This is a genomic window from Bradyrhizobium sp. CCGB01 (genome assembly GCF_024199795.1).
Taxonomy (GTDB): Bacteria; Pseudomonadota; Alphaproteobacteria; order Rhizobiales; family Xanthobacteraceae; genus Bradyrhizobium.
The window spans coordinates 8,638,966-8,665,000 of sequence record NZ_JANADK010000001.1 but is presented as its reverse complement, the minus strand read 5'-3'; the positions used below and the strand labels follow the sequence as shown (position 1 = coordinate 8,665,000).

Annotated in this window: 23 protein-coding genes; 11 read left to right on the top strand and 12 right to left on the bottom strand. The window is 63.4% G+C overall.

All coding sequences use genetic code 11. The features are described from left to right. Nucleotides 1-472: 472 nt before the first annotated feature. The gene (locus tag NLM25_RS40790) at nt 473-1,564 is read right to left on the bottom strand and encodes a TRAP transporter substrate-binding protein (protein WP_254140670.1); all 1,092 of its coding nucleotides are present in this window, start codon (nt 1,562-1,564) and stop codon (nt 473-475) included. Between the two features lie 303 nt (nt 1,565-1,867). On the opposite strand from NLM25_RS40790, the gene NLM25_RS40785 reads away from it, so the two are divergent. Continuing rightward, nucleotides 1,868-2,953 carry an SDR family oxidoreductase gene (locus tag NLM25_RS40785; RefSeq protein WP_254140669.1) on the top strand — a complete coding sequence of 362 codons (1,086 nt, stop codon included), beginning with the start codon at nt 1,868-1,870 and terminating at the stop codon, nt 2,951-2,953. A 144-nt stretch (nt 2,954-3,097) separates the two neighbouring features. Here NLM25_RS40785 and NLM25_RS40780 read toward each other — a convergent pair whose 3' ends face one another. Continuing rightward, nucleotides 3,098-4,648, bottom strand: a complete 1,551-nt coding sequence (locus NLM25_RS40780; RefSeq protein WP_254141352.1) for a winged helix-turn-helix domain-containing protein — start codon at nt 4,646-4,648, stop codon at nt 3,098-3,100. 341 nt (nt 4,649-4,989) lie between these two features. Here NLM25_RS40780 and NLM25_RS40775 point away from each other — a divergent pair, with 341 nt between their 5' ends. Beyond that, complete coding sequence (locus tag NLM25_RS40775) at nt 4,990-5,367, top strand: nuclear transport factor 2 family protein (RefSeq protein ID WP_254140668.1); 378 nt, start codon at nt 4,990-4,992, stop codon at nt 5,365-5,367. A gap of 183 nt (nt 5,368-5,550) precedes the next feature. Here NLM25_RS40775 and NLM25_RS40770 read toward each other — a convergent pair whose 3' ends face one another. Next, entirely contained in the window at nt 5,551-6,477 is a 927-nt protein-coding gene (locus NLM25_RS40770; RefSeq protein WP_254140667.1) for a LysR family transcriptional regulator, read from the bottom strand. A gap of 119 nt (nt 6,478-6,596) precedes the next feature. Between NLM25_RS40770 and NLM25_RS40765 the strand changes: the two genes are divergently transcribed. Continuing rightward, nucleotides 6,597-7,535, top strand: coding sequence for an MBL fold metallo-hydrolase (locus tag NLM25_RS40765; RefSeq protein WP_254140666.1), 939 nt, complete (start codon nt 6,597-6,599; stop codon nt 7,533-7,535). A 12-nt stretch (nt 7,536-7,547) separates the two neighbouring features. Here NLM25_RS40765 and NLM25_RS40760 read toward each other — a convergent pair whose 3' ends face one another. The 5 genes from NLM25_RS40760 to NLM25_RS40740 all read right to left on the bottom strand — a co-directional run bounded on the left by NLM25_RS40760 (nt 7,548) and on the right by NLM25_RS40740 (nt 12,979). Then, nucleotides 7,548-8,861 (bottom strand): NAD(P)H-dependent oxidoreductase, encoded by a 1,314-nt coding sequence (locus tag NLM25_RS40760; RefSeq protein WP_254140665.1) that lies wholly within the window; start codon nt 8,859-8,861, stop codon nt 7,548-7,550. 87 nt (nt 8,862-8,948) lie between these two features. After that, a complete protein-coding gene (locus NLM25_RS40755; protein ID WP_254123513.1) occupies nt 8,949-9,749 on the bottom strand; it encodes a phytanoyl-CoA dioxygenase family protein in 801 nt (266 codons plus the stop codon). A 163-nt stretch (nt 9,750-9,912) separates the two neighbouring features. After that, a complete protein-coding gene (locus NLM25_RS40750) occupies nt 9,913-10,590 on the bottom strand; it encodes a GntR family transcriptional regulator (RefSeq protein ID WP_254140664.1) in 678 nt (225 codons plus the stop codon). Between the two features lie 183 nt (nt 10,591-10,773). After that, nucleotides 10,774-12,024, bottom strand: coding sequence for a M20/M25/M40 family metallo-hydrolase (locus NLM25_RS40745; RefSeq protein WP_254140663.1), 1,251 nt, complete (start codon nt 12,022-12,024; stop codon nt 10,774-10,776). Nucleotides 12,025-12,109: 85 nt separating this feature from the next. After that, the gene (locus NLM25_RS40740) at nt 12,110-12,979 is read right to left on the bottom strand and encodes a sigma-70 family RNA polymerase sigma factor (protein ID WP_254140662.1); all 870 of its coding nucleotides are present in this window, start codon (nt 12,977-12,979) and stop codon (nt 12,110-12,112) included. Nucleotides 12,980-13,078: 99 nt separating this feature from the next. Here NLM25_RS40740 and NLM25_RS40735 point away from each other — a divergent pair, with 99 nt between their 5' ends. After that, the gene (locus NLM25_RS40735) at nt 13,079-13,534 is read left to right on the top strand and encodes a carboxymuconolactone decarboxylase family protein (RefSeq protein ID WP_254141351.1); all 456 of its coding nucleotides are present in this window, start codon (nt 13,079-13,081) and stop codon (nt 13,532-13,534) included. Between the two features lie 60 nt (nt 13,535-13,594). Here the strand turns inward: NLM25_RS40735 and NLM25_RS40730 are convergent, their stop codons facing one another. Next, nucleotides 13,595-14,407, bottom strand: a complete 813-nt coding sequence (locus NLM25_RS40730; protein ID WP_254140661.1) for an alpha/beta fold hydrolase — start codon at nt 14,405-14,407, stop codon at nt 13,595-13,597. Nucleotides 14,408-14,409: 2 nt separating this feature from the next. After that, nucleotides 14,410-15,228 (bottom strand): alpha/beta fold hydrolase, encoded by an 819-nt coding sequence (locus NLM25_RS40725; protein ID WP_254140660.1) that lies wholly within the window; start codon nt 15,226-15,228, stop codon nt 14,410-14,412. A gap of 136 nt (nt 15,229-15,364) precedes the next feature. Between NLM25_RS40725 and NLM25_RS40720 the strand changes: the two genes are divergently transcribed. Beyond that, nucleotides 15,365-15,907, top strand: a complete 543-nt coding sequence (locus NLM25_RS40720; RefSeq protein ID WP_254140659.1) for a methylated-DNA--[protein]-cysteine S-methyltransferase — start codon at nt 15,365-15,367, stop codon at nt 15,905-15,907. Nucleotides 15,908-16,037: 130 nt separating this feature from the next. Here NLM25_RS40720 and NLM25_RS40715 read toward each other — a convergent pair whose 3' ends face one another. Both NLM25_RS40715 and NLM25_RS40710 read right to left on the bottom strand, forming a co-directional pair. Continuing rightward, nucleotides 16,038-17,582 (bottom strand): acyl-CoA synthetase, encoded by a 1,545-nt coding sequence (locus tag NLM25_RS40715; RefSeq protein WP_254140658.1) that lies wholly within the window; start codon nt 17,580-17,582, stop codon nt 16,038-16,040. Between the two features lie 174 nt (nt 17,583-17,756). Further along, nucleotides 17,757-18,929 carry an acetyl-CoA C-acetyltransferase gene (locus tag NLM25_RS40710; RefSeq protein WP_254140657.1) on the bottom strand — a complete coding sequence of 391 codons (1,173 nt, stop codon included), beginning with the start codon at nt 18,927-18,929 and terminating at the stop codon, nt 17,757-17,759. Nucleotides 18,930-19,161: 232 nt separating this feature from the next. Between NLM25_RS40710 and NLM25_RS40705 the strand changes: the two genes are divergently transcribed. The 6 genes from NLM25_RS40705 (at nt 19,162) to NLM25_RS40680 (ending at nt 25,977) form a co-directional block, all read left to right on the top strand. Then, complete coding sequence (locus tag NLM25_RS40705) at nt 19,162-19,740, top strand: TetR family transcriptional regulator (RefSeq protein WP_254123505.1); 579 nt, start codon at nt 19,162-19,164, stop codon at nt 19,738-19,740. 54 nt (nt 19,741-19,794) lie between these two features. Next, nucleotides 19,795-20,553: an SDR family NAD(P)-dependent oxidoreductase gene (locus tag NLM25_RS40700; protein WP_254140656.1), complete on the top strand. Its 759-nt coding sequence runs from the start codon at nt 19,795-19,797 to the stop codon at nt 20,551-20,553. A gap of 184 nt (nt 20,554-20,737) precedes the next feature. Then, entirely contained in the window at nt 20,738-21,544 is an 807-nt protein-coding gene (locus NLM25_RS40695) for an enoyl-CoA hydratase/isomerase family protein (protein WP_254140655.1), read from the top strand. A gap of 43 nt (nt 21,545-21,587) precedes the next feature. Next, nucleotides 21,588-23,459 carry an AMP-binding protein gene (locus NLM25_RS40690; RefSeq protein ID WP_254140654.1) on the top strand — a complete coding sequence of 624 codons (1,872 nt, stop codon included), beginning with the start codon at nt 21,588-21,590 and terminating at the stop codon, nt 23,457-23,459. 27 nt (nt 23,460-23,486) lie between these two features. Beyond that, the gene (locus NLM25_RS40685) at nt 23,487-24,614 is read left to right on the top strand and encodes an acyl-CoA dehydrogenase family protein (RefSeq protein ID WP_254140653.1); all 1,128 of its coding nucleotides are present in this window, start codon (nt 23,487-23,489) and stop codon (nt 24,612-24,614) included. 115 nt (nt 24,615-24,729) lie between these two features. Continuing rightward, complete coding sequence (locus tag NLM25_RS40680; protein ID WP_254140652.1) at nt 24,730-25,977, top strand: acyl-CoA dehydrogenase; 1,248 nt, start codon at nt 24,730-24,732, stop codon at nt 25,975-25,977. Nucleotides 25,978-26,035 lie beyond the last annotated feature (58 nt).

Below are 26,035 nucleotides of genomic sequence, written 5' to 3'. Positions count from 1 at the left end.
CTCGACTAGGGGAACGATCTTCGTGTCGTCTTGGCTTTGCCGATAACCGGAATTGTTCGTGGTTGAGGTGTGAGCGTGTCCGACGGCCCTTGAGGGCTCTTGGGGGATCCCGAGCGTTGCGGTTCCGGCAATCAGGATGACCGGTCGTCATGGGATAATCAAGCGTCGTCGGGACGCTCGCAGTTGCGAAGGGTTTGCTTCCCTCTCCCCTTGTGGGAGAGGGTGGCTCGCCGCGCAGCGGCGAGACGGGTGAGGGGTTCTATCCTCACGCACGGTCTTGCTATTGGAGACAAACCCCTCATCCGGCGCCATAGCCGATGCGAAGCATCGGCGTTCTTAAGAACGGCGGCCGAAGGCCGCCTATGCCACCTTCTCCCACAAGGGGAGAAGGGAAGGGCCCAGACGCAAAAGCCCGGAGATGTTGCCATCTCCGGGGCTTCTTCGTCTTTAGTCGTGTGAGGCTTTCAGCGCCTCACGTCTTGGTCCGCATCCGCGCCATGAAGCCGTCGTAGCTCAGCTCCGCCACCTGCGTCCAGGGCAGCGAGTCGTTCCTGAACGCCATCATGCTCGCATACATCTTGCCGAAATGCGGATTGGTCTTGGAGAGATCGGCATAGATCTCGTTGGCCGCGTTGTAGCAGGCCTCGAGCACTTCCTGCGGGAAGCCCTTGAGGATCGCGCCGTTCACGATCAGCCGCTTCAGTGCCGGGGCGTTCACCGCGTCGTACTTGCCGGTGATCCAGGTGAAGGTGTCGCGTGACGCCGCGTCGATCGCAGCCTGGTAGTGCTTGGGCAGCGCGTTCCACTTCTCAATGTTCATGATGTTGTGGCCCTGGCTCGTGCCTTCCCACCAGCCGGGATAGTAATAGTACTTCGCGACCTTGGCGAAGCCGAGCTTCTCGTCGTCATAGGGGCCGACCCACTCGGCCGCGTCGATGGTGCCCTTCTCCAGCGCAGGATAGATGTCGCCGCCGGCGAGCTGCTGCGGCACGCAGCCGAGCTTGGCGAGGATCGTGCCGGCGAAGCCGCCGATGCGCATCTTCAGGCCCTTGAGGTCGTCGACCGTCTTGATCTCCTTCCTGAACCAGCCGCCCATCTGCGCGCCGGTGGAGCCGGTCGGGATGCCGTAGACGTTGTGCTCCTTCAGGAGATCGTTGACGAGGTCCTGCCCGCCGCCCCACAGCAGCCAGGAAATCTGCTGGCGCGTGTTCAGTCCGAACGGGAGCGCCGTCGCAAAGGTGAAGGCGGGATTCTTGCCCCAATAATAGTAGAGCGCGGTGTTGCCGATCTCGACGGTGCCGTTCGACACGGCGTCGAGCACCTGCAATCCCGGAACGATCTCGCCTGCTGCAAATGGCTGAATCTGGAATTTGTTGTCGGTGATGTCGGCGACCTGTTTGCAGAAATATTCGCAGCCGCCATAGAGCGTATCGAGCGCCTTCGGCCAGCTGGTGGCGTAGCGCCACCTGACCTCGGGCGACGACTGCGCGATCGCGGGTGCAGCGACGGCAGTGCTCGCCGCCAGGCTGGCGCCCGTCACCTTCAGAAAATCACGACGTTTCATGCGTATCCCTTCCATTGCGTCGATGCGTCGAGCAGGGAACGATCTTGCTGTCGTCTTGTCTTTGTCGAGGATCGACGTTCTCTTGTTGAGATTGTTTGAGCGTTTCCGAATGGCCCTGATGGGCTCTTTTTGCTGGAATTCCGATCATTGCGGTTCCGTCAGCAAGGATGACCGGTCGCCTTGCGATAATCAAGCCTCATGCCGCCCTCGCAGCTGCGAATACCGGCCAGACGCAAGTCGGGACCATCGGCGACCTGCTAGTTTTCCAGGCAAAGAACAACAAACAACAACGGAGGCTCGCGCATGACGGGCAAGAAGGTCGTGGTCGCCGGCGCGACCGGTCTCGTCGGCAACGCCGCGTTGCGACACTTCGGCACATCGGACCCGTGCGAGATCGTCGCACTGTCCCGCCGCAAGCCGCGCAACCTCTACGGCGCCCGCCACGTGCCGATCGACCTCACCAGCGAAGCCGATTGCCGCCGCGCCGCGGCCGAGCTCAAGGGCGCTACCCATCTGATCTACGCTGCGCTCTACGAGGCGCCGCAACTCGTCGACGGCTGGCGCGACCCGCAGCAGATCAGGACCAACGACCTGATGCTGCGCAATCTGATGGGCGCGCTCGAGCCGGTCTCGCCGGATCTCGAGCATGTCGCTCTGTTGCAGGGCACCAAGGCCTACGGCGTGCACGTCCGCCCGCTGACCGTGCCGGCCCGCGAAGGCCGCTCGGAGATGTACGAGCAGCCCAATTTCTACTGGGCGCAGGAAAACTTCCTGCGCGAGCTTCAGGCCGGCAAGGGCTGGCACTGGAGCATCTTGCGTCCGGTCCTGATCGTCGGCCTTGCCATGGGCGGCGCCATGGACCTGATCCCGCCGCTCGGCGTCTACGCCGCGATGCTGCGCGAGCAGGGCAGGCCGCTCGACTTTCCCGGCGGCGCCGCGCGGGTGGCGCAGGCCGTCGACGTCGATCTCCTCGCCCGCGCGATCGCCTGGTCGGGCGAGGCCAAGGCCGCACAGAACGAAGCTTTCAACGTCACCAACGGCGACGTCTTCACCTGGGAAAACATCTGGCCTGCGGTCGCGGACGCGCTGGAGATGAAGCCCGGAAAACCGGTCCCGCTATCGCTGGCGAAGGAATCTTCGAACTGGGTCGGCCCGTGGGACGCACTCAGGCGCGAGCATAACCTCGTCTCGCCCGCTCTCGCCGACTTCGTCGGTCTGTCCTTCCAGTACGCCGATTACAGCATGCGCTACGGCCAGACTGAATCCGGTCCGCCCTCGATCGTCTCGACCGTCAAGATCAACCGCGCCGGCTTCACCGAGATGATGGACACCGAGGACATGTTCCGGAAGTGGTTTCGGCAGGCGAAGGACGAGCGGCTGCTGCCCTAGATCGTTGCTGCGAAGGCAAGGCGCTTCCCCTCCGCTTGCAGGAGAAGTGCGCCGGGTTCTCAATAGAATCGATGTCTGCTTTCCGAGGCAACACGGGACCGCGCCACAGGCACCGGGATTTCGCCTTCTGACCCAACTGCGACATCACTCCTTCGGCACGCCGGCTATATACAGCCCTTTTATGGTGCGCTTGGCGCCAGCCAGGAACACCGGATTATCGCTTACCGAAAAATTCTTAAAACGACGAATAGAGAACGTGGGATCAAGTGCAAGTCCAGCTTTCGCGGCAGCTTGCGCCTCGGGCAAATTGCCAAGAAGCGCGAGCGCGGCAGCCAGTCCAAAATGTGCAAAAGCATAATTTCGATTCGTTTCGAGCCCGCGACGAAACCAAGTGACGGCCTCAGCTTCTGCTCCGAGCTGTATTTTGGAGAAGCCTACGTCGCCCATCCAGGCAAAAGCGAAGATATCGTGAGGGGATAGACGTAGCGCCTGATTGATGTGGCCCTCCGTGTCTGCGCCACCACCACTGAACAGCTTTGCGATACCCATGACTCCGTGCGCTATAGCCAAATTGCGATCTAACGCCAACGCTCGCTCGCACTCGGCCACGCCTTCGGCCACGCGATTCGTATAGACGAGCACAGTCCCCAAATTTACGTGAGCCCAAGAATGATTCGGCGCAAGAGACAGCGCTTTCAGCAATGTGGTCTCTGCCGCAACAAAGAGTTGATGGTAAGCGTCGGTCAACAAGGCGCAAGCAGTTACCGTGTCGACCGTCGCCATCCACACCATCGCATCGACATTTCCTGGATCAATCGACAATGCACGTTCAAAAAAATGACGAGCCAGCCGCAGATATTCAGACGTAAGTCCCTTGTTCCACCAATAGCGGCCTTGAAGATACAGATCCATTGAATCCGGATGCGGAGCGTTTTCGGCCCTCTGCGCCTCAGCCTCAATGAGTTGCGCGTTCAGCGCATTCGCGAGTCTCGATACAATCTCGTCCTGCATATCCAACAAGTCGGCAACGGACTTGTCGAAACGATCCGACCAAAGATGTGAGCTATTTTCGGCATTTACGAGCTGAACGTTCACCCGTAGTCGGTCGCCGCTACGCTGAACCGATCCTTCGACCACATAACGGATGTTCAACTCTAAGCCGATCTGCCTGAGATCGATAACCTTGCCTTTGTAGGTGAATGCAGTGTGCCTACCGATGACGAACGACCGCCTGATACGCGACAGGTCTGTGGTCAGGCTTTCGGTAATACCGTCAACGAAGTAATCTTGTTCCGGATCACCGCTGAGATTAGCGAAAGGCAACACAATAATTGAAAGGTGCGGCGGCGACGTTTGCGTCGCTGAACTAGTCAATTCACCGGTGGGTGTTTCCCGCACAGCGCCAATGAAGCGAAAGCCCTTGCGCTGCAGCGTCTTAATCAGCCGTTGCTTCTGGCCCGTATCGCCAACAGCGCTCCGCGCAGCATTTAGCCGGGTCGTCAGCGCCGCATCCGAAACGATGCGCCCTTTCCAAACGGTAGCGACGAGCTCGTCTTTGCTAACGACTCGCTCGCGCGCGCAGATCAGCAATTCGAGCAAGTCAAATACTTGCGGCGCGACAGATACCAACTCCATCCCCCGACGCAACTCGCGCCGGCTGGTGTCAAATGTGTATTCCTCAAAGAGATAGCGCAATTTTCCGCCCTCCCTTGCCTCCTTTACCCCTGACGAGCAAGAATAGCTGACGTTCAGAAAAATGTAAGCAACGAGGGTCATCGAATTACGGCCGCGACTCGGGTCGTCTTGTCCGCCCTTGGCCCTAAGCTGAACAACGAAAGGGCCGCCGCCATGTCGGCTGTCTGCGTGAAACCGGACGTTGTACGATGATTGCGTTGACGGGTGCTCCTGACCCGTAGCAGACGCGACCGATGATTCAGTCGTCCAGGAAATTAGTTTGTTTGTGACGCGATAGAGTGGCACATTGGCTCTTTGCGCGATGACCTCCACCGGGATGTAATGACTGAGGGAGATACCGCATGGCCAATGTGGACGAGACGGTTCGCGCTTACGGAGCTGCTTGGCTGGAAGTCGACGAAGCGGAGCGCCGTCGCCTCTTGCAATCTGCTTGGAGCGAGACTGGGATTTATCAGGACCCAACTGCGAACGTAGTGGGTCGAGAAGCGCTGATCCGGCATATCGCGGACTTCCATAAACGTTTGCCGGGCACGACGATCGCCTTCGCCAGTGGCGTCGATCATCACCACGGCAAATTTCAATTCTTGTGGAAGATGATCGGGGCCGATGGGCAAGTTACCGTCGAAGGTCGTGATTTCGGCGAGTTCGATGTCGATGGTCGCATATGCCGCATTGTGGGCTTCTTTGGTCAACCCCCACCACTTCGGGGCACCGAGTAGTTGGTGAGGCTCACGGTCGGCCGATTGGGACTTCGGCCAATGACCCTGAGCGGACGTGGCGGAGCACGCTCTCGCCGACTTCGTCGGCCTGTCCTTCCAGTATGCCGATTACAGCATGCGCCACGGCCAGACTGAATCCGGCGGGGCTTTGCGAAGAAATCGCCCGCCGCTTGCCGCATAACGTCATGGGACTGTTGTCGTCCGTGTTCGGGGCCTCTTCGCGCTCTGGCTTTTCCTCAGATCAGCGAACTCTTGCCTGAGCACGTCCAGGACGGTTCTGACCTTGGGCAGATCCGCCATGCGCTTGTGGCAGACGATCGCGAGTTCTGCACGGAGCGAAGCCGGGAGCTCAAGCTTGAGCTCCACGAGTTCACCCGGCCGCTTGAGCCGATGGGACGTCTTCAGAAGGATCATCGCGCCGACACCCGCCTGGCAGGCCGCGACCTGCACGCTGTAATCGTCGGACGTGAAAGCAGGTCGAAAGTCCGGGATTCTGGCCGCGAGCTCCGGATTTGGGCTCAACATTTCGCGCTCTCCTGCCCATACGATCCAGTCGAGGTCGCGGAAATCGTATCTCGCGGGTAGCCGCCGCGCGTAGTCCCTGCCCGCGTACAGGCCGATCGGCACGACAACTTCATCGACTGTGATCAGATCAGGGTCATCGGAGGGATATCTCCTTAGTGCGATGTCCGCCTCGCCGCGCGAGAGATTTAAGCGCTCCGTGCTGGCCAGAACCTCGAGAGTGATCTGTGGATGCTTTCTCTTGAGCTTTTCCGCGATCGGCGCCAGGAAATCAAACGCGAACGATGGTGCCGCCGTGATGCGCACGCGGCCGCTCACCGGCGAATTCTTTGCATCGAGTGAGCGAGTAGCTTCCGTCGCCCACTGCGCCATACCTTGGGCTGCGGGAAGCAGTCTTGTTCCGGCCTTTGTCAAGCTGATGCCCTGATTCTTGCGGACGAAAAGCGGCTCGCCGAGCTCATACTCCATCTCTGCAATCCGCCGGCTCAAAGTGGGTTGGCTCACCTTGAGGCGTCGTGCCGCGCCGCTCAGGCTTCCGGCCTCGCAAACGGCGAGAAAAATCCGGAGGTCGTCCCATAGTAATCCCACTTGTCAGTCCTCAGCTCATCTGCCGCGCTATCCATTAATGGATGGCGACATAGGAATTTAGGCGATTGCTATTCTGCCTGTACAGGGCAAAAGCGGCCGCAGAAATGAGGAAAACAATCATGCTCCGTAATTCAGGTCGCGTTTTCGCGGGTGCTCTGACCATCGCCGCGCTTTCCGCGTGCACACAGACCTCGCATCCTGCGGCGCCTGCAAATCTCGGCAAGCCGATCAGCTCGGTGGCCATGGAAGCCTTGATCGATCAGCCGGGACCGATTGAGCTCAAGACGGTCGTCGGCGCGGATTGGATCGCCGATCTTTCGGGGCTGCTCAATTTGAACGATCCGAAAGCCGTCCAGGCCGGCCTTAGGGATCACGAGGAGCCGATCAAGGTCTATGCGCATGTCGTGCGGCATCCGACACAGGGATTTTTCCTGGTCGACACTGGGGTTTCAAAGCGGCTGGTGGAGGATCCCGCGAGCTCAGGGGTCGGATGGGTGCTGAGAAAATTTGCAAAGATCCAAAGGATGCAGGTCCGGCAGGACACGTCGTCCGTCATCAAATCGGAAGGCGTTCCTCTGAAGGGGGTGTTCATGACCCATCTCCATCTCGACCATATCTCCGGGATGCCGGACGTTCCAAAGGACGTGCCGATTTACACGGGCCCTGGTGAGCCTGAGTATTCGAGCTTCCTGCATATGGTCGTTCAGGGGACGGAAGACAGCCTCCTTGAAGGAAGGCCCCCACTTCGGGAGTTCCAGTTCTCGAAAGATCCAGATAGGAAATTCGAAGGGGTTATCGACGTCTTCGGTGATGGTTCATTGTTTGCGATCCAGACCCCGGGACATACTCCGGGCCATGTCTCCTATCTCGCCCGCACGCCAACAGGTCCTGTGCTTCTGACGGGCGACACTGCCCACACGCGTTGGGGTTGGGAGAATGACGTCGAGCCTGGGACTTACACGGACAACCGGGAAAGCGAACGGAAGAGTTTGCTCGCGTTAAAGGCCTTGAGTGAACGTCACCCGAAGATGATTGTGAGGTTAGGTCATCAACCCTGAGTCCGGGTACACCTACCCCTCCTTCGCGAACGCCGCCTCCATCGCCTTCCTCGTCTTGATCGTCTCGTTATTGGCGTCGAACTCGACGTCGCTCCAGCGCACGATCGCGCCATGGGCGACGTCGTGCTTCAGCTTGAGGCGATGCGCGAGGCCGATCGGCAGGGCGCCCGCCTTCAGGCTCGCGGCTGCCGGCACCAGCTTGCCCCACACGGTGTAACCGCCTTCGCCGTCCAGCATTTCGCCGGCCCGCAAATCGCGCTTGGCCACGGCGGCCACATCACCGCGGAAGCCGTAGGGCTGGCCGGTCGGCTCATTGCGCAGCGCGGCCGAGAGCACGGAGATGTTCAGCTCGAGCCCGATCAGATGATAGGGCTTGTACATCGCTGCAAAGCGTCCGCTCGCGTCGGTCTTGAGGCCGTACTGCTTGAAGCAGTCCGCGGCATAGTCGTTCGGCGCCTCCAGCACGACATAGACGCCCCAGCGCAGGTCGCGAAACACCGGGCGGCCATCGCGTTCGAGCGAGGAGACGACTTCGACGACGCCTGATCGTTCCAGCACGCCGCCCTTGTCGCGGGGACGCATGATGTGCGGCAGGTCGTCGACGCCGCAGGGCGGAAACAGCAAGCCGCCCGCGGGCACGTCGAGCCCGCAGGCGTTGGCGATCGCGGCCATCTCGATGGCCGATTTGGTGCCGTCGAGGAAGGAGTTGAACATCTGCGGGTTCATGCCGGCCGATTGCGCTTCGCCCGCGGTCAGGCCGTAATGCTGCCAGACGCCATCGGGCGTCACGTCGTGATAGGCCGGTAGATATTTCGTGCCCTTGCCGGCGGCGACGACGCGAAAGCCGGTCGCGCGGGCCCAGTCGACCATCTCCGCCGTCAGTGCCGGCTGGTCGCCATAGGCGAGCGAATAGACCACGCCGGCTTTGCGCGCTTCCTCGGCAAGCAGGGGGCCTGCCAGCACATCCGCTTCGACATTCACCATCACGATGTGCTTGCCCGCCGCGATCGCCGCGCGGGCGTGGCGGATGCCGACGGCGGGATTGCCGGTCGCTTCCACCACCACATCCATCGCGCCGCCGGCGATGGCGCGCGCGCCGTCATCGGTGAACACGGTCGCGGCGATCCGCTCTGCGTCCCAGCCGACGGTGCGGCAGGCCTCGCGCGCGCGGTCGCGATCGATGTCGACGATGATGGGCACCTCCAGCCCCGGCGTGTGCGGCACCTGCGCCAGAAACATCGAGCCGAATTTGCCGGCGCCGATCAGCGCGACGCGGACAGGCTTGCCGGCGGACGCGCGGGCCTGGAGGAGGCGGAGGAGGTTCATGGGAATGTATCCTGAGCAATGATCGTGTCCCGGCTCTGCAGCGCATCGTCGAAGGGACGCTGCGCTGCGTCCGGGGCACGAGACCTGTTACTCCGCCGCCTGTCGCGGTGCTCGTGCAAGCCGCACCAAAGCGTCGTCGTCCACCGTCTTGATCGGCGCGAAATCGCGATGCGCGATGTATTCCGGCCGCGTCGGCTTTCGGATGTAGTTCGAGACCGCATTCAGCGTCAGGTACACGATCTTGCGCGGATAGGGCGTGATGTTGCCGCTGGAGCCGTGCACGAGATTGCCGTGGAACATCAGCATGCCGCCCGGTTGGCCGGTCGGCGCCACGATGCCGCCCTGCTTGACCAGCCGCGTCACGGTCTCCTCGTCCAGCGTCCACAGCGGGTAGGATGTCGTCGAGAGGTCATGCGAGGCCTGGAGATCGCCGGCGTTCTGGCTGCGCGGCACCAGCATCAGGGGGCCGTTGATCGGCATCACCTCGTCGAGGAAGATCGCGATGTTCATCGCGCGCGGCTCCGGCATGCCGTCGTCGCGCTTCCACGTGCCGTAATCCTGGTGCCATTGCCAGACGTCGCCGGTGAAGGCCGATTTCGCGTTGATCTTGAACTGGTGCATGTAAACAGGCTCGCCGAACAATTGCTCGACCGGCTCGATCATGCGCGGATGCGCGCCGAGCACGCGGAAGGCGTCGTTGTAGAGATGCGCGGCAAACGCCGTGCGCGGTGCGCCGCTCTTCTCGCGCCAGACCTCGGGCCGGTCGGCGTCATAGATGCCGACCGCCTCGCGCGCGAGAAAGTCGACCTCCTCCTGGCTGAACAGCTCGGGCAGGAACAGCCAGCCCTCGCGGTGGAAGAACTCCAATTGCTCCTGCGACAGTTTCATGGGTCGTCCTCCTTGTGTTGTTTTTTTCGTCATTCCGGGGCACGCGAAGCGTGAACCCGGAATCCATTTCTCCGCAGTCTTTGCCGCCTAATGGATTCTCTGATGCGCAATTGCGCATCAAAGCTCGATGCTGCGCATCGCCCCGGAATGACGGCGTTTGCGACTACGCCGCCGCCTCGTCCGTCGCCCTCAATCTCTCCTCGGTCATGCGTCCCGCCGTCTGCGCATGCGCCAGCGCCGCGCGCTCGGCGGCATTGGCGTCGCCTGCGAGAATGTGCTTCGCAATATCTGCGTGCTCCGCCCATGCACTGCCGCGGTAATCGAGCTCGGACAGCACCGTCGCCATCGAGCGCCGCATATGCGGCCATTGCGGCGCGATCGTCTCCTCGATCACGGGATTGCCCGCGAGCTGATAGATCGCGCGGTGAAAATCGACGTCGAGCACGATGAGCTCGGCGAGCGACGTCTTGCGGTCGATCCGGCGTCCGGCGGCAAGTGCTGCGTCCAGCCGCGCGCGTCCCGCGGCGTCGCTGGCGGCGCGCTGGGCTGCGAGCCGGGCGGCCAGCGCGTCGATGGCGCCGCGCACCTCGTAGAGCTGGCGGATGCGCGAGGGGTCGAGCTGGGTGACTTCAAAGCCGCGCCGGCCGCTCTCGGCGACGAGGCCCTGCCGGTGCAACAGATGCAGCGCATGCGACACCGGCTGGCGCGAGACGCCGAGCTTGTCGGCGAGCTCGTTCTGGCGGATGCGCTGGCCGGGCTGAAGCGTGCGGTCGGAGATCGCCTCCAGGATCCGCGCATAGACCTGGTCGATCAGGTTCGGGAGCGGGTCGAGAGGGATCACGCCGGCAGCTCCGAGACTATTGGGAATACGGAATTCCGTATTCGAAGCTACAGCGGTCCGCGGAGGGCGTCAAGCGGTACCCGAGGATGGGTCCGCTTGCCATTTTCGAGGCGTCTAAGCTATTGATATTGCTGCTGTCGTCTACTGTGCATGGGGTTGTTTTTCGAGAAAAACGATGCCGCCCTATTTCTTCTTGCCCTGCTCGATCAGCATCCGGCTCATCAGATAGAGCCGCGGCACGATCGAGTTGGTGTCGATGAACTCGTCGCGGGCGTGATAGCCGAAGCCGGCGAGGCCAAAGCTCTCGACCACGACCGCCTTGCCGCTGCGGTTGGCGTAGCCTGCATCAGTCGCACCGCCGGTCATCTCGACGATGTCCAGCTTGCGGTCGATCTCGGCATAGATCGCCTGTCCCACCTCGGCCAGCGCGCGGCCGCGATCGCTGGCGACGAAGGGTGGGCGTCCCGGAATGATCGTCACCTTGGTTTCGGTGTCGGCGACCAGCTTCTCCTTCACCTTCGCGTCCAGCGCCGCCTGCAATTTGGCGATGCCGTCGGGAATGGTGAGGCGGATGTCGGCCCCGGCCTCGGCCTTCTCCGGGATCTGGTTGCGCACCGTGCCCGCCTGCGCCGTGGTCCAGTTGAGCTGCGTGCCCGGGATCGACTTCGCCACGTCCCTGGTCTGCTGCAATTGATGCGCGAGCTCGATCAGCGCATTGCGGCCGAGGTCGGGCGCGGCGCCGGCATGCGAGGCGCGGCCCGTCACCTCCATCTTTCCGGTCGCGGTGCCGCTCGCGCCCAGCAGCAGCGAGTCATTCTTTGCCGGAGGCGAGGCCGCCGTCGGCTCGCAGGACAGCACGACGTCGTGCTGGTCGGCGAGATCCGCGATGATCTCGCCCGACCCGATCGACCCGACTTCCTCGTCCGGATTGAACGAGACGGTGAGCCTGGCATAGTCCTGCCAGCCCGCGTCCTTCAGGATCTTGAGCGCATGCAGCACCACGGCGATGCCGCCCTTGTCGTCGGCGATCCCGGGGCCATAGATGCGGTTGCCGTCGACACGGTAGGGCTCGCTTGCGAGGATGCCGCGCTGGTAGACCGTGTCCATATGCGCGATCAGCATCAGCTTGCGCGTGCCCGAGCCCTGGAACGTCGCGATCACCATGTCGGCGCCCGTGCCCGCCGTGGTCTTGCGCCGCTCGGTGGTGGCGCCGAGCGCCTTCAGGCGCGCTTCGGTGAAGTCGGCCATCTTCTTCAGGCCTTCGGCATCGCCGCTGCCGCTCTCGATCATCACCATGTCGCGCAGCGTCTCGATCAGCGGCGCCTTTTCCTGCTCGGCCGCGGCCTTCAGCTTCTCGTCGGCGGCCGCGAACGCCGTGGTGCTGCCGGTAGCGAGGCCGAGCACAGCGAGCAGGGGAATGAGGTGGATCTTCATCGGAATGTCCTTTCGCGTCTTGAGCGGCGTCACCGCGCGATTGGACGTGAGCGTAGCATCCGGGCCGTCCGGATGCCATGTTTCGCTAGCGCTCCAGCACCTCAACCTCGAGCGCGGCAATCCGCTCCGCATCGGCCATGGCCTCGATCCCGGCGATCCGCTCGCCGTTGAACGTCACGCGCAGCGCGATGCGCAGCTGTCCGCCGAGGATGACGGCGACGCCGATCTCGCCGTCGACCAGCGCAGTCCGCGCAGCCTGGGCACGGCCCTTGTAGAGCTGCGCCACCGCATCGGCACCGCGGATCTCCGGCAGCGTGCCGAGCCGCACTGCGGCGTCGTCGGCACGGAATACGACGTCGGGATCGAGCATGGCCAGCAGTCCCTCGAAATTGCCTTCGCGCGAAGCCCTGAGGAAAGCATCGACGATCTTGCGCTGGTGCGACAGGTCCGTCTCCGGCACCGGCGCGCCCTGCACCCGCCGCCGCGCGCGGCTCGCGAGCTGGCGCGAGGCATCGACCGAACGGCCGACGATCGGCGCGATCTCCTCGAAGGGGACGGCGAACATGTCGTGCAGCACGAAGGCAAGCCGCTCCGCCGGCTGCAAGGTCTCCAGCACGACCAGCAGCGCCGCGCCGACGGAATCGGCCATCTCCGCCTCGCGCTCCCACGTCTCGTCGACCGGCTCGGCCACGTGCGGGCCCATCGGATCTTCCTTGCGCGACTTCCGTGCGCGCAGCATGTCGAGGCAAATGCGCGCGACCACAGTCGTCAGCCAGCCCCGCAAATTCGCGATATCGGACATGTCGTAGCGGCTGACCCGCAGCCAGGCCTCCTGCACGGCATCGTCGACCTCAGCGCCGGAACCCAGCATCCGGTAGGCGACGGCGCGCAAATGGTCGCGGCTGGCCTCGAACTGTTGGCTGAGAAAATTTTCTTCGAAGCTTTTTTGGCTCATCGGTCACATTCCCTCGTCGCGATCCGTCATGCCCTTGACGAAGCCAATCCGGCCGATGTGACCGGAACCGTCGAAATTTTCAAACGGAGACGCAAGATGATGCACGCCCGCATGAATCACCCGGTCATGGTCCTGCCCGAGGCCATGAACCACCTTCAATCCCTCGGCAATCTGACCAAGCAGGGCCTGCCGGAGAAGCTCCTGGAACTGGTGCACCTGCGCGCCAGCCAGATCAATGGTTGCAGCGTCTGCGTCGACATGCATCCGAAGATCGCCCGCAAGGCTGGTGAGACCGACGAGCGGCTGTTCGCCGTGTCCGCCTGGCGCGATGCTCCGTATTTCACCGACGCCGAGCGCGCCGCGCTGGCACTGACCGAAGCCGTCACGCGCGTTGCCGATCGCGAAGACCCGGTGCCGGATGCGGTCTGGAACGAGGCCGCCAAGCATTTCGACGAGCGCGAGCTCGCAACCCTGATCCTTTCGATCGCGACGATCAACGTCTGGAACCGGCTCAACGCCACGATCAAGATGCCGGTCGGCGTGTGGAAGGTGTGAGGCGGGCAGCGGCCGTGCGATCCCTCTCCCCGCACGCGGGGAGAGGCGAAGGAAGCGCATCTACTCCGCCAGAAACCTGTTCACCACCTCGCCGAATTCCAGCGGGGCCTGCTCGAACATCCAGTGGCCGGCATTGGGGATCACCGCCGTCTTGGCTCCTGCGATATGCTCGGCCAGCACGCGCCACATCACCGACAGGCTGCCGGTAGTCGCGCCGCCGCCGATCAGCAGCGTCGGTGTGCTGATCGCCTGCGCGTCCGCGAGCGTGTAGGGCCTGCGCTGCTCGTTGATCTGGCCGAGGAAGGTGAGCGTGTTGTCGCGCAGCTGCTGCTTCGCCGCCGCCGGCACGCGCCGCCAGGAACCGTCGCCTTCGATGCCTTCGTAGAAATTCTGCAACGCGCCATCGAGATCGCCGGCGCGGATCATCTCGACCGAGCGTATCGTCTTCGCGGCGAGCGGCGGATGCGCGGGCGTTCCTTCAGGCACCGGCAGGCTGGCGTCGAGATCGCCGCCGGGCTCGGCCAGCACCAGTTTGCGCAAGAGATCAGGCCGCGCCTGCGCGACGCGAAAGGCGATGTGACCGCCGCGCGAATGGCCCATCAGGTCGACCGGCCCGGGCTTGACCTGCTCGATGAAGGCGATCGTGTCCGCGACGTGCTGGGCCATCTTGTAGTCGTCGCCGACGGCGTCCCAATGCTCCGGAAAGAAGTGCCGCAGGCTCACCGAGATCACGCGATGGGACTTCGATAGGGGACCGAGCACCGAATACCAGGTGCGGAAATCCCCGAGCGTGCCGTGCACGCAGACCAGCGGCGGGCCGTCTCCGACTTCGAGATAGGCCATGTCGTAACCATTGACGTGAAAGCTCTGCATGATCAGCTCGCCAGGAAATCCAGAACCACTTCGGAGTATTTTTGCGGCGCCTGCTCGAACATCGGATGCGTCGCGTTCGGGATGATCGCCGTCTTGGAGTAGGGCACATGGGCGGCCAGCGCATGCAGCACCTTTGGCAGCAGGCCCTTGGTCCGCGCGCCCAAAATGAAGAGCGTCGGCATCTGAATCGATTCCGCATCCGCCTTCGAGAACGGTGGGCGGTTGTCGCGGACCTGGCCGATCAGCGTCATGGCGTTGTCGCGAAGGTTCTGCTTCACCATCGCCGGCAGCCGCGGCCAGGTGCCGGCGCCCTCCAGCGTGTCGACGAAGACGGCGAGGCCGCCGTCGACGTCGCCGTCCCTGATCTTCTCGGCCGAGGCCGTGAACCTCGCCAGCAGCGGCGAGGGGCCGCCGATGTAATCGGGGTCGAGGCTCGCATCGAGCTCGCCGCCGGGTTCGGCGAGGACGAGCCGTCGCAGCAGATCCGGCCGCGCTTGCGCCACGCGAAAACAGATGTGCCCGCCGCGGGAATGGCCCATCAGATCGACCGGCCCAAGATCGAGCCTCTCGATGAACGCGATGACGTCCAGGACATGCTGGGCGATCGAATAGGTATCGCTGAGGCCATCCCAGCGCTCCGGGAAGAAGTGCCTCAAGCTGACAGCGATGACCCGGTGCCGCTGCGTCAGCGGCCCGAGCACGCAGCTCCAGACGCGGAAGTCGTTGAGCGAGCCGTGGACGCAGACCAGCGGTGGGCGGCCCCGGTCTTCGCCCACGTCGAGATAGGGCATGTCGTATCCGTTGACGTGGAGGCTTTGCATCAGGGACTCGCGATAGGGGGCGGAACTCCTGTGCAAGATTCCCGGAAACCGGGTGGATCGCAACTATTTCCAAGCCTAGATTGAGGCCGAGATCACAATGGGGGCATGCGACAAGGACGCAAGCAGGAACCTAGCCATGACCGACCAGCATTTTGCCCTGTTCGACACCAGGATCGGCCTCTGCGCCATCGCCTGGGGCCCGCGCGGCATCAACGGCACCCAGCTGCCGATGGGCGGCGAGGAGAAGATCCGCACCCGCATCAGCCAGCGACATGCCGACGCCAGCGAGACCGAGCCGACCGCCGAGGTGCAGCAGGCGATCGACCGCATCGTGAAATTGCTCGCGGGCGAGCCTGACGATCTCACCGACATCCCGCTCGATCTCGACGGCGTGCCCGAGTTCAACCGTGGCGTCTACGAGATCGCCCGCGCCATCCCGCCGGGCAAGACCGTCACCTATGGCGACATCGCCAAGCAGCTCGGCGGCGTCCAGCTGTCGCGCGATGTCGGCCAGGCGCTCGGCCGCAACCCGTGCCCGATCGTCGTGCCCTGCCATCGCGTGCTCGCGGCCGGCAACAAGCCCGGCGGCTTCTCGGCGAATGGCGGCGTGGTGACGAAGCTGAAGATGCTCGAGATCGAGGGCGCGCTGGTGAACCACACGCCGAGCTTGTTTGATTGAGAATCTCGTAGGGTGGATTAGCCGAAGGCGTAATCCACCACTTTTGGCGCGGCGCGAGAAGAGGTGGATTACGCCAAGCGGTTTGCGCTTTGCGCAATCTGCAGGGCTAATCCACCCTACGATTCTCGCGCTAAATCTTCGCTGCCGTCTTCGGCCAATATTTGTCGCGCAGATGCCGCTTCACCAGCTTGCCGGTCGGCGTGCGCGGCAGCTCGGCCTCGAAATCGATCGAGCGCGGGCACTTGATCGCGGAGAGGCGCGTCTTGCAGTAGGCGATGAGGTCGGCCTCGAGCTCCTTGCCGGCGCGCTTCATGTCGTGCGGCTGCACCACGGCCTTCACCTCTTCGCCCATCTCCTCGTTCGGCACGCCGAACACGGCGACGTCGGCGATATCAGGGTGGGTGATCAGCACGTCCTCGGTTTCCTGCGGGTAGATGTTCACCCCGCCGGAGATGATCATGTAGGACTTGCGGTCGGTGAGGAACAGGAAGCCGTCCTTGTCGAGATAGCCGACGTCGCCGAGCGTCGACCAGCCCTTGGCGTTGTAGGCCTTCTTCGTCTTCTCGGGATCGTTGTGATAGGTGAAAACCGGCGCATCGGCGAAATAGACCGTGCCGATCTCGCCCACCGGCTGCTCCTCGTCGTTCTCGTCCAGAATCTTGATTTTGCCGACCACGGCGCGGCCGACGCTGCCGCGATGCTCAAGCCATTGCTGCGAGTTGCAGACGGTGACGCCGTTGCCTTCCGAGCCGGCGTAATACTCGATCAGGATCGGTCCCCACCAATCGATCATCTTTGCCTTGACGTCGACCGGGCAGGGCGCCGCGGCGTGGATCGCGCCTTTCAGCGTCGAGACGTTGTATTTCGCGCGGATCTCGTCCGGCAGCTTCAGCATGCGCACGAACATGGTAGGCACCAGCTGCGACTGCGTGACCTTGTAGTTCTCGACGAGCTTGAGGAAATCCTCGGCGTCGAAATGCTCCATGATGATGGAGGTGCCGCCGAGCACGATCGCCATCATGTTGAAGCGCAGCGGAGCTGCGTGATAGAGCGGCGCCGGCGACAGATAGGTGCTGTCGGCATTCATGCCGCACATGTCGGCGCAGAGCACGCGCAGGAACGCGTTCGGCACGTCGATGGCGTTGCCCTCGAACGCCTTCTTGATGCCCTTCGGCCGGCCGGTCGTGCCCGATGAATACAGCATGTCGTAGCCGGCGACCTCGCCAGCGATCGGCGTTGTCGGCTGCGCAGATGCTTCCTTGTCGTAGGAGCGGAAGCCGGCTTGCGGCTCGTCGACCATGTAGAAGATCGGCTCGCCTGCCGTGCCCTTGATCAGGGCCTTGATCTGGTCGGCGCATTTCGGCGTGGTGATCACGACCTTGGCGCCGCAATCGCCGATGATGTAGTCGATCTCGTCCTGCTTCAGATAGCGGCTGATCGCGGTGTAGTAGAGCCCGCTGCGCTGTGCGGCCCAGCAGATTTCCATGAACGCGAGGCGATTCTCCATCAAGAGCGCGATATGGTCGCCGGCTTTCAGGCCGAGCGAGCGGAACAGGTTTGCGCCCTGGTTTGAGAGCTCGTCGAGCTCGCGATAGGTGATCGCCTTGCCGGTCCCGGCCATCTGGTAGGCGATCTTGTCTGGCGTGGTCTTTGCGTAAATGGAAGGATGAGTCATCAGCGTAGGTCCCAAAGCACACGAGATGTCGTCCCCGCGCACGCGGGGACCCATAACCACAGGGCGCAGTTTGGCGAAGGATCGTCGTTCGGTACTACGACCAACCACTAGGGATGGACTTCGCGGTATGGGTCCCGGCTTTCGCCGGGACGACACCGTTAGTGTGGCCGCAGCTTACAGTCGTTCCACGATCGTCACGTTGGCCATGCCGCCGCCTTCGCACATGGTCTGCAGGCCGTAGCGCTTGCCGCGCTGGTGCAGGGCGTGGACCAGCGTGGTCATCAGCTTGGTGCCGGAGCCACCGAGCGGATGGCCAAGCGCGATCGCGCCGCCGTTGACGTTGAGCCTGCTTGGATCAGCGCCGGTGGTCTTCAGCCAGCCGGTCGGCACCGAGGCGAAGGCCTCGTTGACCTCGAACAGGTCGATGTCGTCGATCTTCATGCCGGCCTTCTCCAGCGCGCGCTTGGTGGCGTGCAGGGGAGCGTCGAGCATGATGACGGGATCGCCGCCGGTCATGGTCATGTGGTGGATGCGCGCGAGCGGCTTGACGCCGAGCTGCTTGAGGCCGCGCTCGTTCACGACCATGACGCCGGAGGCGCCGTCACAGATCTGGCTGGCGCTGGCCGCGGTCAGCTTGCCGTTCTCCGCGATCAGCTTGACGCCCTTGATGCCGTCGAGGGTGGCATCGAATCGGATGCCTTCGTCGATGTGGTGGGTGTCCTTGGAGCCGTCGGCGCGGGTGATCTCGAGCGGCACGATCTCCTTCTTGAAGTGACCGGCCTGCGTCGCCGCGATCGCGCGCTGATGGCTGTTGTAGGAGTATTCGTCGAGATCATCCTTCGACAGGCCGTACTTCTCGGCCATCATCTCGGCGCCGGTGAACTGGCTGAAGACGATGTTCGGATACTTCGCCTCGATGCCCGGGCTCTTGTAATGGCCAAAGCCATTCTTGGCGGCGAGCTGCGAGGACAGGCCCATCGGCACGCGCGTCATCGATTCCACGCCGGCGGCGATCACGACGTCCATCGCGCCGGACATCACGGCCTGCGCGGCAAAGTGCAGCGCCTGCTGCGAGGAGCCGCATTGCCGGTCGATCGAGGTGCCCGGCACGCTCTCCGGCAGTTTTGACGCCATGATCGCGTTGCGCGCGACGTTGTTGGACTGCTCGCCGACTTGCATCACGCAGCCCATGATCACGTCCTCGACCAAAGCGGGATCGACCTTGGTGCGATCTACCAGCTCGTCCAGCACCTTCGCCGCGAGATCGGCCGGATGCCAGCCGGCGAGGCGGCCCCCCTTGCGCCCGCCCGCGGTACGCGCAGCGGCGACGATGTAAGCCTCGGCCATTTCGGTCTCTCCCGTGATTGTTCTGAATTGGGTTGTCGGGGGCGGATTTAAGGGGCGAGATATCGTTTAGTCAATCGATCAATTAACTCTTGTGATGAGGCGCTGCTTCGGCTTATCTGCGCCCGCTCGTGCGGCCAAAACAGGGATCTCCGTGACTACCAGCGTACCGAACAGGCTCCCCAGCGGGAAGAATTCCACGGCAGAGAAATTGCTCGTGGCCGCGAGCGAGCTGATGATCGAACGCTCCTCGATCGAGATTTCGCTGAGCGACATCGCCCAGAAGTCGGGCGCGAACGCCGCGCTGGTCAAATATCATTTCGGCAACAAGGACGGCCTGCTGCTGGCGCTGCTCGCGCGGGATGCCGCGACCGAGATGTCCAATCTCGAATATCTGCTGGCGCAGCCGATCACGTCGACCGCGAAGCTGAAGCTGCATATCGCCGGCATCATCCGCGCCTATCACCGGTTCCCCTACATGAACCGGCTGATCCATTATCTGCTGCATGAGAGTGTTGCGGGCTCTGCCGACGAAGTCTCAAAGTTCTTCGTCGCGCCGCTGCTCGACTTTCATCGCCGCCTGCTCGCGGAGGGCGTGAGCCGCGGCGAGTTCCGCGCCACTGATCCCGTGCTGTTCTACACCAGCCTGATCGGCGCCTGCGATCACCTGTTCTTCGGCCGGCACGCGATGTCTCGCGCGACCGGCGTCGGTCCGGTCACCGATGATGTCTGCCGGCAATACATCAAGCACATGGAAACGCTGATCTGCGGCGGCATCCTCACGCAAGCCGAGGAAGCCGCTGCGGCCGGATAATCCGGCCAGAACTTTAAAGTCTAGAGAAGAAACGCCCAAGGAAAGGTACAAGCGATGGAATTGAAAGACGTAGCCGTTCTCATCACTGGCGGTGGTTCGGGTCTCGGCGAAGCGACCGCCCGCGCCATGGCCGCCAAGGGCGCCAAGATAGGCGTGATCGATCAGAACAAGGACAACGCCGAGAAGGTCGCCGCCGAGGTGAAGGGCGTCGCGCTGCATGCCGACGTCACCAGCGAGGAGCAGATCAAGGCGGCGATCGCGAAGGCGGAAGCCGCGCACGGCGTTGCCCGCGTGCTCATGAACTGCGCCGGCATCGGCGGCTCGCAGCGTATCGTCGGTCGCGACGGCGTCTATCCGCTCGAGAAATTCGCGCGCATCATCAACGTCAATCTGATCGGCACCTTCAACTGCCTGCGGTTGTTCGCCGAGCGCCTCGTCACCATCGAGCCGGTCGGTGAAGAGCGCGGCGTCATCATCAACACCGCTTCGGTCGCCGCTTACGAAGGCCAGATCGGCCAGATCGCCTATTCGGCGTCGAAGGGCGGCGTCGTCGGTTTGACCCTGCCGGCCGCGCGCGACCTCTCCAGCCAGAAGATCCGCGTCAACACCATCGCGCCCGGCCTGTTCTTCACGCCGCTGCTGATGGGGCTGAACGAAGAAGCGCGGAAGAGCCTGGGCGCCCAGGTTCCGCATCCGTCGCGCCTCGGCGATGCCAAGGAATACGGTTCGCTCGCCGTGCACATCGTCGAGAACCCGATGCTCAACGGCGAGACCATCCGCCTCGACGGCGCCATCCGCATGGCGCCGCGGTAGGCTCTTCTTCCCTTCTCCCCCTGTGGGAGAAGGTGCCTTGCCGAAGGCAAGGCGGATGAGGGGTATGCATCCGCGGAGACAGACCCCTCACCCAAGTGAGTATGTTGCAACGATGAACATGCCCTCTCCCGCAAGGGGAGAGGGCACAATAACAGCCATCTCACGCGCGATGTGCGAGGCCCCCATGTCCCAACCGCTGCTGATCGAGCACGACGACGGCGTCGACCGGGTGACGCTCAATCGGCCCGAAAACCTCAACGCGCTCGATCCGGCGCTGATCGATGCGCTCAACGTTTATTTCCAGGGCCTCCAGCGCAATCGCGACACGCGCGTCGTGGTGCTGAAAGGCGCCGGCAAGAACTTCTGTGCAGGCCTCGACCTCAAAGCCGCAATGGCGCGTCGTGCCGGGCAGCAGGAGCCACCCGGCGTCACCGAGTCGCTGGACTCGCAGCGCCGCATCGCCGACATCGTGATGCTGATGCGGCGTTGCCCGCAGCCGATCATCTCTCTGGTGCAGGGCGCGGCGGCCGGTGGTGGCTTTGCGCTGGCGCTCGCCTCCGACATCCGCATCGCGACGAGGTCGGCGCGCATGAACTGTGCCTTCATCAAGCTCGGCCTTGGCGGCTGCGATATCGGCACCAGCTATTTCCTGCCGCGTCTCGTCGGCGTTTCCGTCGCGTCCGAGCTGATCCTCACTGGACGCTTCATCGGCGCCGAGCGTGCGCTCGCGGTCGGGCTGGTGTCGGAGGTCGTCGATGAAGACAAGCTCGATGATGCCGCCGCGCCCTATGTCGATGCGATGATGACGGCCTCGCCCGTGGGGCTTCGGCTGTCAAAGGAATGTCTCAACATGAGCGTCGATGCGGGATCGCTGGAAGCCGTTATCGCGATGGAGGATCGCAACCAGGTCCTTTGCAGCCGCTCCGAGGAATTTTCGGAAGGCATCAGGGCCTTCCTTGAGAAGCGAAAGCCTGTCTATATCAGGCGCTGAACGAGAACGATCCGCAAAGGACGATAATTCCGGGAGACGCAAAATGAGTGGAAGCGCGGCGGCAGTGATGACGAAGCCCGCCTTTCGCAAGGTCGAGTGGCTCGCGCGCGACATCGACGTCGAGCGCCGCGACGACGGCACGGTGGTGCTGAAGTCGCGCATTCCGCTGCAAGCTTACGAGACGCATCTTCCGGCCTCGCTGGCGAAATGGGCGAAGGAAGCACCCGAACGCATCTGGCTCGCGCAGCGTGGCGGTCCGAGCCGCGAATGGCGCAAGGTCTCCTATGGCGAAGCCAAGCGCACCGTGGATGCGCTGACGCAGGCCTTGCTCAATCTCAAGCTCGACGGACGCCCGGTCACGATCCTCTCAGGCAACTCGATCGAGCACGCACTGATGACACAGGCCGCGATGCAGGCGCGCTCGCCGGCGGCTCCCGTGTCGCCGGCCTACTCATTGATGAGCCATGATCACGTCAAGCTGAAATACCTGTTCGACCTGATCAAGCCGGCCGTGGTGATGGTGCAGGACGGCCCGACCTTCGAGAAGGCGCTGAAGGCGCTCGACCTCACCGGCGTCACCGTCGTGCACGTCGCGCGTCCCTGCGACGGCATCACGAGCGTCAGCTTCGCCGAACTGGCGGCGACGCCGGCAACTGCCGATGTCGCAGCGTCGATCGCAAAAATCACGGCGCAGACCGTCGGCAAGCTGTTGTTCACCTCCGGCTCGACCGGCATGCCCAAGGCCGTCATCAACACGCAAGAGATGATGTGCGCCAATGCGGCGATGATGATGCAGGTGCGGCCGCGCGATCCCGGCGGTCCGATCGCGACCATGCTGGACTGGATGCCGTGGAACCACACCATGGGCGGCAATGCCGCGTTTCATCCCGTGCTCGTCGACGGCGGCACCCTCTATATCGACGACGGCCGGCCGATGCCGGGCCAGTTCGAGGAGACGCTGCGGAATCTGCGCGAGATCTCGCCGACCTATTACGCCAACGTGCCGGCCGGTTATGCCGCACTCGCAGCGGCCATGGAGAAGGACGACGCGCTGTGCCGCTCCTTCTTCAAGAACCTGTCGATCATGGCCTATGGCGGCGCGCGACTGCCTGACGATCTCTACGATCGCATGCAGGCCCTCGCCGTAAAAACCACCGGCGAGCGCATCGTGTTCTACACCGGCTGGGGCTCGACCGAGACCGCGCCGACCTCGACCGGGACCTATTGGGACACCGAGCGTGTCGGCCTGATCGGCCTGCCATTCCCCGGCGTCGAATTGAAGATGGTGCCGTGCGGCTCGAAATACGAGCTGCGCCTGCGCGGCGTCAATGTCACGCCCGGCTATTTCGGCCAGCCTGATCTGACCAGGAAGATGTTCGACGAGGAAGGCTTTTACTGCATCGGCGACGCCGGCATTTTTGTCGACGACACCGATCCGGTGAAGGGCATCATCTTTGCGGGTCGGGTGGTCGAGGACTTCAAGCTCACCACCGGCACCTTCGTGCATGTCGGCTCGCTCCGCACCGATACGATCGCGGCCGCAACCCCTGTCGTGCATGACGCGCTGGTCGCGGGGCAGGATCGCGGCTTCATCGGCCTGCTCGCCTGGCCCAATTTGCATGCCTGCCGGCAGCTCGTCGGCAATCTTGATCTGAGCTTCGAGGATGCGGTGAAGCATCCAGAGGTGATCGCCTGCTTCAAGCGCGGCCTCGAAACGCACAACCGGGAATGCGAAGGCGCCAGCAGCCGCATCATCGCCCGCGCGATGCTGATGGCCGAGCCGCCCTCGATCGACGGCAACGAGCTCACCGACAAGGGCTACATCAACCAGCGCGCCGGCCTCGAGCGCCGCGCCGCACTGGTGGAGCGGCTCTATGCCGACAAGCCGGATCAAGACGTCATCATTCTCAAGTAATCGACATCATCAACACGGGTACGCGCCATGAACTTCGATTTCTCCGACGACCAGAAACAGCTCCGCGATCAAGCGCGCAAGTTCCTCGCCGAGAAGTGCTCGCCGAAGGCAGTTCGCGTCGTGCTCGACGGCAAGGCGCCGTATGACAAGGAGCTGTGGAAGGGCCTCGCCGAGATGGGCTTTCTCGGCGTCGCCATCCCCGAAGAGTTCGGCGGCGCGGGCGCGGGTCATCTCGAGCTCTGCGTGATCGCGGAGGAGATGGGCCGTGCCAATGCACCGGTGCCGTTCTCCTCGACCGTCTATCTTGCGGCCGAAGCGCTTCTGATCGCGGGCAGCGACGCGCAGAAGAAGAAGTGGCTGCCGGCGATTGCCTCGGGCGAGGCCATCGGCACGCTGGCGCTGTTCGAGGGCAAGGGCAATCCGGCGCCGAAGAACGTCAAGCTGACCGCTGCGAATGGCGTGCTCAACGGCGTCAAGAAACCGGTCGCCGATGGTGCGGTCGCCGACTTTGCCGTGGTTGCCGCGCGCACGGGATCGAGCGGACGCGACGGTGACATCTCGCTGTTCCTGGTCGACCTGAAGGCCGGCGGCGTCGAGGTGAAGAGCCTCACCAATCTCGATCCGACCCGCGGGCAGGCCGAGATCGCTTTCAAGGACTGCAAGGCCGAACCGCTCGGCGCGGCCGGCGAAGGCTGGAGCATTTTGACTCAAGTGCTCGACCGCGCCGCGGTGCTGTGCGCCTTCGAGCAGGTCGGCGGCTCCGACCGCGCGCTGGAGATGGGTCGCGACTACGCGCTCGATCGTATTGCCTTCGGCCGCCAGATCGGCTCGTTTCAGGCGGTCAAGCATATGCTCGCCGACATGTATGTGTCGGCGACGCTGGCGCGCTCGAACAGCTATTACGGCGCCTGGGCGCTCTCGACCAACGCGGCCGAATTGCCGGAGGCGGCAGCCGCCGCGCGCATCAGCGCGACGCAGGCGTTCCAGCACTGCGCCAAGAACAACATCCAGGTCCATGGCGGCATGGGATTCACCTGGGAGTTCGACTGCCACATGTACTACCGCCGCGCCAACGCCATGGCGCTCGGGCTAGGCAGCCTCACCTATTGGGAAGACCAGCTGATCGATCGCATGCGCAAGAAGAACGCGGCCTGATGTCATTCCGGGGCGCGCGACGCGCGAACCCGGAATCTCGATTTGAGTCGGTAACCTCTAGATTCCGGGTTCGATGCTCCGCATCGCCCCGGAATGACGGAAGAAGAGAAAGACCATGAACTTCGACGACACCCCGCAGGAAGCCGAGTTCCGCGCCACTGCGCGCGCCTGGATCGGTGCGAATGCACCCAAACAATACGAAGAGGAGCTGCGCAAATCCTCGCTCGGGCGCACGGCGCTCAAGAACGCCAACATCCTTGAAGTGGCAAAAGCCTGGCAGAAGAAGAAGGCCGACGCCGGCTGGGCCTGCCTGCACTGGCCGAAGGAATATGGCGGTCGCGGCTCGTCGCCGATCGAGCGCGTGATCTGGCAGCAGGAAGAAGGGCCGTTCGGCCAGCTGTCCCGCATGTTCATCATCGGCCACGGCATGTGCGGACCGACCATGATGGCGTTCGCGCGCGAGGAGCATAAGCGCACGTACCTCCCGCCGCTCGCCTCCGGTGAGAAGGTCTGGTGCCAGCTGTTCTCCGAGCCTGCGGGCGGCTCCGACGTCGCGGGCCTGCGGACGCGCGCCGAGAAGGACGGTGACGACTGGGTCATCAACGGCCAGAAGATCTGGACCTCGGGCGCGCATTATTCCGACTACGGCATTTTGCTCACCCGCACGGATCCGACCGTACCCAAGCACAAGGGCCTCACCATGTTCTTCCTGGACATGAAGAGCCCCGGCGTCGAGGTGCGGCCGATCAAGCAGGCGAGCGGTGCCTCCGACTTCAACGAGGTCTATTTCACCAACGTCCGCATTCCCGACCATCAGCGTCTCGGCGAGGTCGGTGACGGCTGGAACGTCTCGCTGACCACGCTGATGAACGAGCGCAGCGCGATCGGCGCGGCCGTCTCGACCGGTTTCCCGGAGCTGTTCGAATATTGCTCCAGCCTGATGCTCGATGACGGCCCGGCGATCGAGGATCGCGCGGTGCGCTCGAAGCTGGCCAACTGGGCGGTAAAGGCGAGCGGGCTGAAATACACCAGCATGCGCGCGATCTCCGCGCTGTCGAAGGGCGAGCGGCCCGGTCCGGAAAATTCCATCGGCAAGCTGGTCGCGGGCTCGATGATCCAGGACGTCGCGACCTACGCGCTGGACTTGCAGGGCGCGAGCGGCGTGATCAGCAGCGCTGAGGATGCCGAACTCGCCGGCCGTTTCCAGGCGATGCTGCTGCGCGCGCCGGGCACCCGCGTCGAAGGCGGCACCGACGAGATCATGCGCAACATCATCGCCGAGCGGGTGCTGGGCCTGCCCGGCGACATCCGGGTCGACAAGGACGTGCCGTTCAACAAGATCCCGACCAAGGGAAGAGGCTGATGATCCTCATCCTGAGGAGCCGCGGAACGCGGCGTCTCGAAGGATGCAGGCCCGACTG

Excerpts from the sequence above, each read along its gene's own strand:
- NLM25_RS40760 (WP_254140665.1), bottom strand. The coding sequence starts at position 8,861 with ATGAACCTCCTCCGCCTCCTCCAGGCCCGCGCGTCCGCCGGCAAGCCT.
- NLM25_RS40705 (WP_254123505.1), top strand. The coding sequence starts at position 19,162 with ATGATCGAACGCTCCTCGATCGAGATTTCGCTGAGCGACATCGCCCAG.
- NLM25_RS40765 (WP_254140666.1), top strand. The coding sequence starts at position 6,597 with ATGCTCCGTAATTCAGGTCGCGTTTTCGCGGGTGCTCTGACCATCGCC.
- NLM25_RS40730 (WP_254140661.1), bottom strand. The coding sequence starts at position 14,407 with ATGCAGAGCTTTCACGTCAATGGTTACGACATGGCCTATCTCGAAGTC.
- NLM25_RS40710 (WP_254140657.1), bottom strand. The coding sequence starts at position 18,929 with ATGGCCGAGGCTTACATCGTCGCCGCTGCGCGTACCGCGGGCGGGCGC.
- NLM25_RS40740 (WP_254140662.1), bottom strand. The coding sequence starts at position 12,979 with ATGAGCCAAAAAAGCTTCGAAGAAAATTTTCTCAGCCAACAGTTCGAG.
- NLM25_RS40725 (WP_254140660.1), bottom strand. The coding sequence starts at position 15,228 with ATGCAAAGCCTCCACGTCAACGGATACGACATGCCCTATCTCGACGTG.
- NLM25_RS40755 (WP_254123513.1), bottom strand. The coding sequence starts at position 9,749 with ATGAAACTGTCGCAGGAGCAATTGGAGTTCTTCCACCGCGAGGGCTGG.
- NLM25_RS40715 (WP_254140658.1), bottom strand. The coding sequence starts at position 17,582 with ATGACTCATCCTTCCATTTACGCAAAGACCACGCCAGACAAGATCGCC.
- NLM25_RS40785 (WP_254140669.1), top strand. The coding sequence starts at position 1,868 with ATGACGGGCAAGAAGGTCGTGGTCGCCGGCGCGACCGGTCTCGTCGGC.
- NLM25_RS40685 (WP_254140653.1), top strand. The coding sequence starts at position 23,487 with ATGAACTTCGATTTCTCCGACGACCAGAAACAGCTCCGCGATCAAGCG.
- NLM25_RS40775 (WP_254140668.1), top strand. The coding sequence starts at position 4,990 with ATGGCCAATGTGGACGAGACGGTTCGCGCTTACGGAGCTGCTTGGCTG.
- NLM25_RS40720 (WP_254140659.1), top strand. The coding sequence starts at position 15,365 with ATGACCGACCAGCATTTTGCCCTGTTCGACACCAGGATCGGCCTCTGC.
- NLM25_RS40790 (WP_254140670.1), bottom strand. The coding sequence starts at position 1,564 with ATGAAACGTCGTGATTTTCTGAAGGTGACGGGCGCCAGCCTGGCGGCG.
- NLM25_RS40680 (WP_254140652.1), top strand. The coding sequence starts at position 24,730 with ATGAACTTCGACGACACCCCGCAGGAAGCCGAGTTCCGCGCCACTGCG.
- NLM25_RS40735 (WP_254141351.1), top strand. The coding sequence starts at position 13,079 with ATGCACGCCCGCATGAATCACCCGGTCATGGTCCTGCCCGAGGCCATG.
- NLM25_RS40690 (WP_254140654.1), top strand. The coding sequence starts at position 21,588 with ATGAGTGGAAGCGCGGCGGCAGTGATGACGAAGCCCGCCTTTCGCAAG.
- NLM25_RS40700 (WP_254140656.1), top strand. The coding sequence starts at position 19,795 with ATGGAATTGAAAGACGTAGCCGTTCTCATCACTGGCGGTGGTTCGGGT.
- NLM25_RS40745 (WP_254140663.1), bottom strand. The coding sequence starts at position 12,024 with ATGAAGATCCACCTCATTCCCCTGCTCGCTGTGCTCGGCCTCGCTACC.
- NLM25_RS40695 (WP_254140655.1), top strand. The coding sequence starts at position 20,738 with ATGTCCCAACCGCTGCTGATCGAGCACGACGACGGCGTCGACCGGGTG.